This is a genomic window from Micromonospora sp. NPDC047753 (assembly GCF_040642735.1).
GTDB lineage: Bacteria > Actinomycetota > Actinomycetes > Mycobacteriales > Micromonosporaceae > Micromonospora.
On record NZ_JBEYSL010000469.1, the window covers coordinates 1 to 5,292 of the forward strand.

At 75.3% G+C, this 5,292-nt stretch carries 4 protein-coding genes; all 4 read right to left on the reverse strand.

Annotated elements, in window-relative coordinates; genetic code table 11:
• Window positions 1-57: 57 nt before the first annotated feature.
• Genes ABZ749_RS28695 through ABZ749_RS28710 form a run of 4 tightly spaced genes read right to left on the reverse strand, consistent with a single transcriptional unit; the run spans window position 58 to window position 5,156 of the window.
• Window positions 58-2,928: a hypothetical protein gene (locus tag ABZ749_RS28695; protein WP_357233262.1), complete on the reverse strand. Its 2,871-nt coding sequence runs from the start codon at window positions 2,926-2,928 to the stop codon at window positions 58-60.
• Window positions 2,929-2,976: 48 nt separating this feature from the next.
• Window positions 2,977-3,297, reverse strand: coding sequence for a divalent-cation tolerance protein CutA (gene cutA / locus ABZ749_RS28700; RefSeq protein WP_091406014.1), 321 nt, complete (start codon window positions 3,295-3,297; stop codon window positions 2,977-2,979).
• Between the two features lie 21 nt (window positions 3,298-3,318).
• Window positions 3,319-4,323, reverse strand: coding sequence for a 1-acyl-sn-glycerol-3-phosphate acyltransferase (locus tag ABZ749_RS28705; RefSeq protein WP_355008124.1), 1,005 nt, complete (start codon window positions 4,321-4,323; stop codon window positions 3,319-3,321).
• Complete coding sequence (locus ABZ749_RS28710; RefSeq protein ID WP_355008125.1) at window positions 4,323-5,156, reverse strand: patatin-like phospholipase family protein; 834 nt, start codon at window positions 5,154-5,156, stop codon at window positions 4,323-4,325. Before ABZ749_RS28710 ends, ABZ749_RS28705 begins: the two co-directional genes overlap by 1 nt.
• Window positions 5,157-5,292: the final 136 nt, after the last annotated feature.

Here is a 5,292-nt window from a genome sequence, read left to right on the forward strand (position 1 = left end):
CTTCTTCGCCCAGCAGCTCGACGCGAACGGGGCGGCGAGCATGGACGCGTGGGACGGCTACCGGGCCTCCCGCAGCCGCATCCAGGGCGGGTGGGCCTGCGCGGCGGCGTCCAGCACCCGTCCCAGCCGGACCCGCGCCGGGGTGACCGCCGCGGCGGCCAGCGCCAACGCGGCCACCCCCAGCAGTGGATACGAGGCAGCCCGCAGGGGCAGTCCACCGGCGAGGGGCGCGGTCGCCGCCAACGCGGACGCCGCGCCCACGGCGGCGAGACAGCCGGCGACCCGTACCTCGAACCGGCGCGCGTCGGCGGCGACCGCGACCGCCGCCACCAGCAGCGCCCCCTCGGCGGCAAGCGTCCCGGCCCGGGTGGCCAGCAGGCCGAGCACACCGGAGGCCACCAGCACCACGCCCACTGGCACGGCGACCGGTGTGAGCGCCGGGCGGGCGGCGGCCAGCGCGGTGAACAGCAGCACCGCCAGGCCGGCGAGCAGAACGGCCGCCGGCAGCACCGGCCACGGCGCGCCGATCGCGATGAGCAGGACCGGCAGCGCCGCCGCGACGAATGGCAGCGCGGCCGGCACCGGCAGGCCGACCCGCCGACCGGCCAGCGCACCGGCCACCGCCAGCACGACCAGCGCGAACCCGACCGGGAGCACCGTCGGGTCGGCGACGACGGTGGGCGCCCCCGACCACACCCGGTTCCAGCCGCCGTGGGGCGACCCGAGCGCGGTCAGCACTGTCGGCAGGGCCGCCAGGACGGCGACCACCGCCAGCGTTCCGCCGGCCGCCAGCAACAACGCCGACCGGGCCGAGCCGCGCCCGTCAACCGCCGGCCGCTCCCCGAGGGCCGCCTGGCCGGAGGCGCTCGCCGACGGCAGCCAGCCGGCGACGAACGCGACACCCAACGCGGCCAGCGCCGCGTACGGCGCGAGCGGTTCGTCACCCGCCGCGACCAGCGGCGCGAGGCCGGGCACGGTCACCGCGGCGACGCCGCCGGTCACCGCGTACCCGATCAGCTCCACCCGGTGGCGACGGACCGCGAGCGCCGCGACCAGCGACAACCCGGCGGCGGCCAGGGCGAGCCGGGCCTGCCACCAGGGCGGCCCGCCCACGGCGAACGTCGCCACCGCCGCGATCGGTGGCAGCGCGAGCTGCCCGACCAGCAGACCCGCGCCGGCCACCTCCCGGTACGCGCCGGGCCCCTGTCGGACGGCCAGCGCCAGCCCGACCACGGCGAGCACGCCGAGCGCCACCAGGGCACCGGCCGGGGCGGCCAGGGCGACCAGCAGCCCGTGCCCGAGCAGGACGGCACCGCCGAGCGCCCGCGAGCGCAGGGCGACCGGCGCGGTGGTCGGACGGGCCAGTACGGCGAACAGCAACGCGACCCCGCCGACCAGGTCGATGGCCACCACCTGAGGCCAGGAGGCCGTCCAGCCGGCGGGTACGGCGAACAGCACCGCCACCGCGCCGGTCGTGGCGAACACCGCCCGCGTGCTGGCCGGGAGCAGCAGCGCCGTGGCACCGATCGTCAGTGCCACCGCCGGTGCCAGCTGCCAACCCCAGCTCAGGTCCGGCCCCGTCCCAGCCCCGCCCCAGGCCGGAAACGACCGGCTGACGGCGGCGACCGCCAGCCCGACGGTGATCAACACGGTGACCTGCGCCGTGCCGGCCGCGACGAACAGCGCGCCGGCCCGCGGGCCGGTCCGCCAACCGCCGCCACCGTCCACCGCCGCCGGCAGGAACCGCACGGCGGCGGCCATCCCCAGCGCCACAGTCGCCGCCGCGAGCAGCAGCACTGACGGCCGCAGCTCCGCCACCGGACGCAGCAGGGCGGCGGCGAGCACCGGCACCAGCAGCCCTGCCGCCACCGCCCGCAGCGCCCGCCCCCCGACGAGCCAGGCCGCGCCGAACCCGGTCAGCGCGACCAGCAACAGCGGTACCCCGGCCAGCAGTGGCGAGCCCCCCGCCCGCCCACCGACCAGCGGCACCACCGCGCACGCCGAAGCGCCCACCAACGCGGCGACGTGACCGGCGCCGGCCAACACCCGGCCGACGAGCTGCGCCGCCCCTCCCCGGCCACGCAGCGCGGCCAGCACGGCCAGGTTCAGCGACGCCACCCCGAGCAGGACCAACGCCCACCCCGCCGCACCCAGCCCGGCCTCGGCGGCGAGCAGCGGCAACGCCGGCTGGGCGGCCACCAGGGCGGCGAACCAGGGCCCCGTCAACCCGCTCCACCGGCCGTACGCCACGGCGACCGCCGCGCTGGCCCCCCCGACCAGCGCGGCGTACCGGCTGCCCGGCCAGCCGGTCACGCCGGCCAGGTCCACCGACCAGGCCGCGTAACCGTCCAGCACCACCAGCAGCAACCCCACCGCGGCGAACGTCTCCGCCGTGCCGCGCAGCCCTCGGCGGACCGCCAGCAGCGGTACGCCCAGCGCGAGCGCGGTGAACGCCGCCAGAATCAACGCCCGGCCGGTGACCCCCACCGCCGCCCAGGCGACCGCGGTGAACACCACCGCCGCGGTGCCCAGCAGGAGTCCACCGAGGACGAAGAGCAGACCCTGGACCGTCCGGGTCGAGGTTTCCGCCGCACCCGGCCGCGAACCCGTCGCGACGCCGGGGCCGGGGCCGATGAACGGCGCCGGTCCGGCGGCAGGCACCGGGCGCGCCACGACCGAGGCCGCCAGCCCGGCGCGGACGACCGCGGCCAGTTCGGCTCGTCGCCCGGACACTGTCGACAGCCGTCCGGCCAGCTCGGTGTACGTGCGACGAGCCCGCTCCACCTGCGGCTCAAGCTCGGCGACCTCCCGGCTCAGCCGAACCACCTCGGCGGCGATCGGGTCGGGTGCGCGCCGGCAGCCGGAGCATCCGGCGCTCAGATCGGCCGGTGCGCCGCAGGCGGGGCAGGGGTAACGGGTGTCGTCCACCGGGTCATCATCGACAACGGACCGGGGCGGGACCCAGAGTGCGCGTACTCAGGATCGGGTGTGCTCGTACACCCAGGTGGCGTAGTCGGGGTTCCCGCTCTCCACCCTGGACACCAGGATCTCCGGCACCTCGTACGGGTGGCTGACCCGGATCTGATCCAGCAACGCGGTGAGCCGATCCGGTGCGGTCTTGAACTGCACCGACCACTCGGTGCTCGTCTCCATCCCGGACCGCCACCAGTAGGTGCTGTCCACCTGACCACCCACCTGGGCGCAGGCGGCGAGCCTGCCGGCGACGGCCGCAGCCGCCAGCACGTCGGCGACCGAACGCGCGTCCACCACCGTTGTCACCACGCAGATCTCGTCCACGCCCGCACCCTACGCGGACATTTACCGATTAGCGGCGATCCAGGCATCAATCTGCGCCCACCAGTCGAAGAGCCAGTCGATGCGTTGCTGCCGTCCGGTCGGTACGTCCTCCGGCGGCACGGACCAGAACCGCATGACGATCCGCTTGTCCATCGGCAGTTCCCGCCACACGTCGGCGACGGTGAGCATCCGGTCCAGACCGGTGTGGGCGACGAAGATGACCCCGGCGTCGGGTGCGGCGTCCAGCGCGGCGAGCATCCCACCGGGCTGCGGGGCGAGCACGTGGCGCATCCGCTCGGCGCGCAGGGCCATCCGTTCCAGGCCGAGGGAGCGCAACCGGGCGATGGCGCGCAGCCGTCGCCGGGGGGTGAAGTTGCCGCCCTCGGGGAAGATCACGAACGCGTCGTTGTCGTCCAGGCCGGTGGCGAGGTGCCCGACCTGGCGTACCGTCTCCTCGCCGCGCTCCGGAGTCGGCGCGATGAACCGGTTGGGCAGCCGGTTGAGCAGCACGTCGATCGCCGGATCCCACTGGAGGCTGTCCTTGAGGACGATCCGAGGCTCCCGGTGGAACCAGTTGACCAGCCCGTGGATCAGGATGAACGAGTCGCCCGGCCCGGCGTGCCGACAGAGCACCAGCTCGGGCCGGCCGGGCAGCGCAGTGTCCGGGTCGGTGCCCACCACGTCGATGCTCAACCGCAGTGTCCAACGCGCCTGCCAGAACAGCACCCGCAGGAACCAGCCGGCCAACACGTAGTGCGCGCGCTGGAAGGCCGGCGACCGGGTCCGCCAGCCGAAACCGGAGACGACCCAGAGCACGAAGAGCGCGAGCAGCGCGGCAGCATCCCAGACCAGGTAGAAGCAGCCGATCCAGAGCAGTCGCAGTGGACGCAACCGGCCCGGGACCAGCGGCGACGCGGCTGCGGCCAGCAGCGCCCAGATCGGCAACGTGGTGACCACGAGGAAGGCGAGCAGGACGACGGCGGGCGCGAACAGCAACCGACGCAGCCACCGTGGAGGTAACGGCATCAACGCTCCTGGTGGGCGGCGAGGTAGCGCCGGGAGGCCGTGTACGCGCGACTGATCCGCCGTCCCACCGCCGCCATGTCCCGGTACGCCCACGGCGTGTCGTCGCGGGGGTTGAGCCCGCCGGTCGGCAGGACGTGCACCTCCACCCCCTCCGGCAGAGCCGCCAACTCCCGGAAGAAGCGGTGCCGGCGGGATATCTCGAATGCGACCTGCGCGATCTCCCACGGCCGACGGGGTGGAGTCAGCTCCCGTTCGATCCGACCGACCTGGAGGACGTAGATCCGGCGGGCGCCGACGGCCACCGCCTCGCCGATGGGGATGGAGTTGACAATCCCGCCGTCCACGTAGTGCGCGCCGTCGATCTCCATCGGCGGAAGCAGGCCCGGCACCGAGGCCGACGCCATCACCGCCGGCACCACCGGACCACTGTCGAACCAGTGCTCGGCGGCCCGCTCGATGTGGGCGGCGCAGCACCGGAACGGCACCCGCAGATCGGCGAAGGTGGTGTCCACCCCCAGCTCGGTCTCCAACAGGCGGCGCAGCGGCCGGGGCGAGTGCAGGTGGGTGCGGGCGGCGAAACGGCGCAGCTGCCGGGCGACCGAGTCGCCGTACACCTCGCTCGCCTCGGGTGAGGCCCAGAGCCGGACCAGCCGGTCGGTCACCGCCTCGGACGGGTCCGCGGCGACCAGCGCGCCGTTGACCGCGCCGATCGAGGTGCCGAGGACCATGTCGGGTTGGATGCCGGCCCGGAACAGGGCACGCAACATGCCGACCTCGACCGCGCCGAGCACTCCCCCGCCGCCGAGCACGAACGCCACCGGTCCCCCCGCCATGTCGTCCATCCTGGCACGGGCCCGCCGCCGACCGGTGGGCCGCCGTCGGCCGGCGGTCGGCGCACGGCAGGCACCGTCCGTCGACGGCCGGCGGCGACGGCGTTGACAGGCAGGACACATTCGCGCAACCTGATAC

Excerpts from the sequence above, each read along its gene's own strand:
- ABZ749_RS28705 (WP_355008124.1), bottom strand. The coding sequence starts at position 4,323 with ATGCCGTTACCTCCACGGTGGCTGCGTCGGTTGCTGTTCGCGCCCGCC.
- ABZ749_RS28710 (WP_355008125.1), bottom strand. The coding sequence starts at position 5,156 with ATGGCGGGGGGACCGGTGGCGTTCGTGCTCGGCGGCGGGGGAGTGCTC.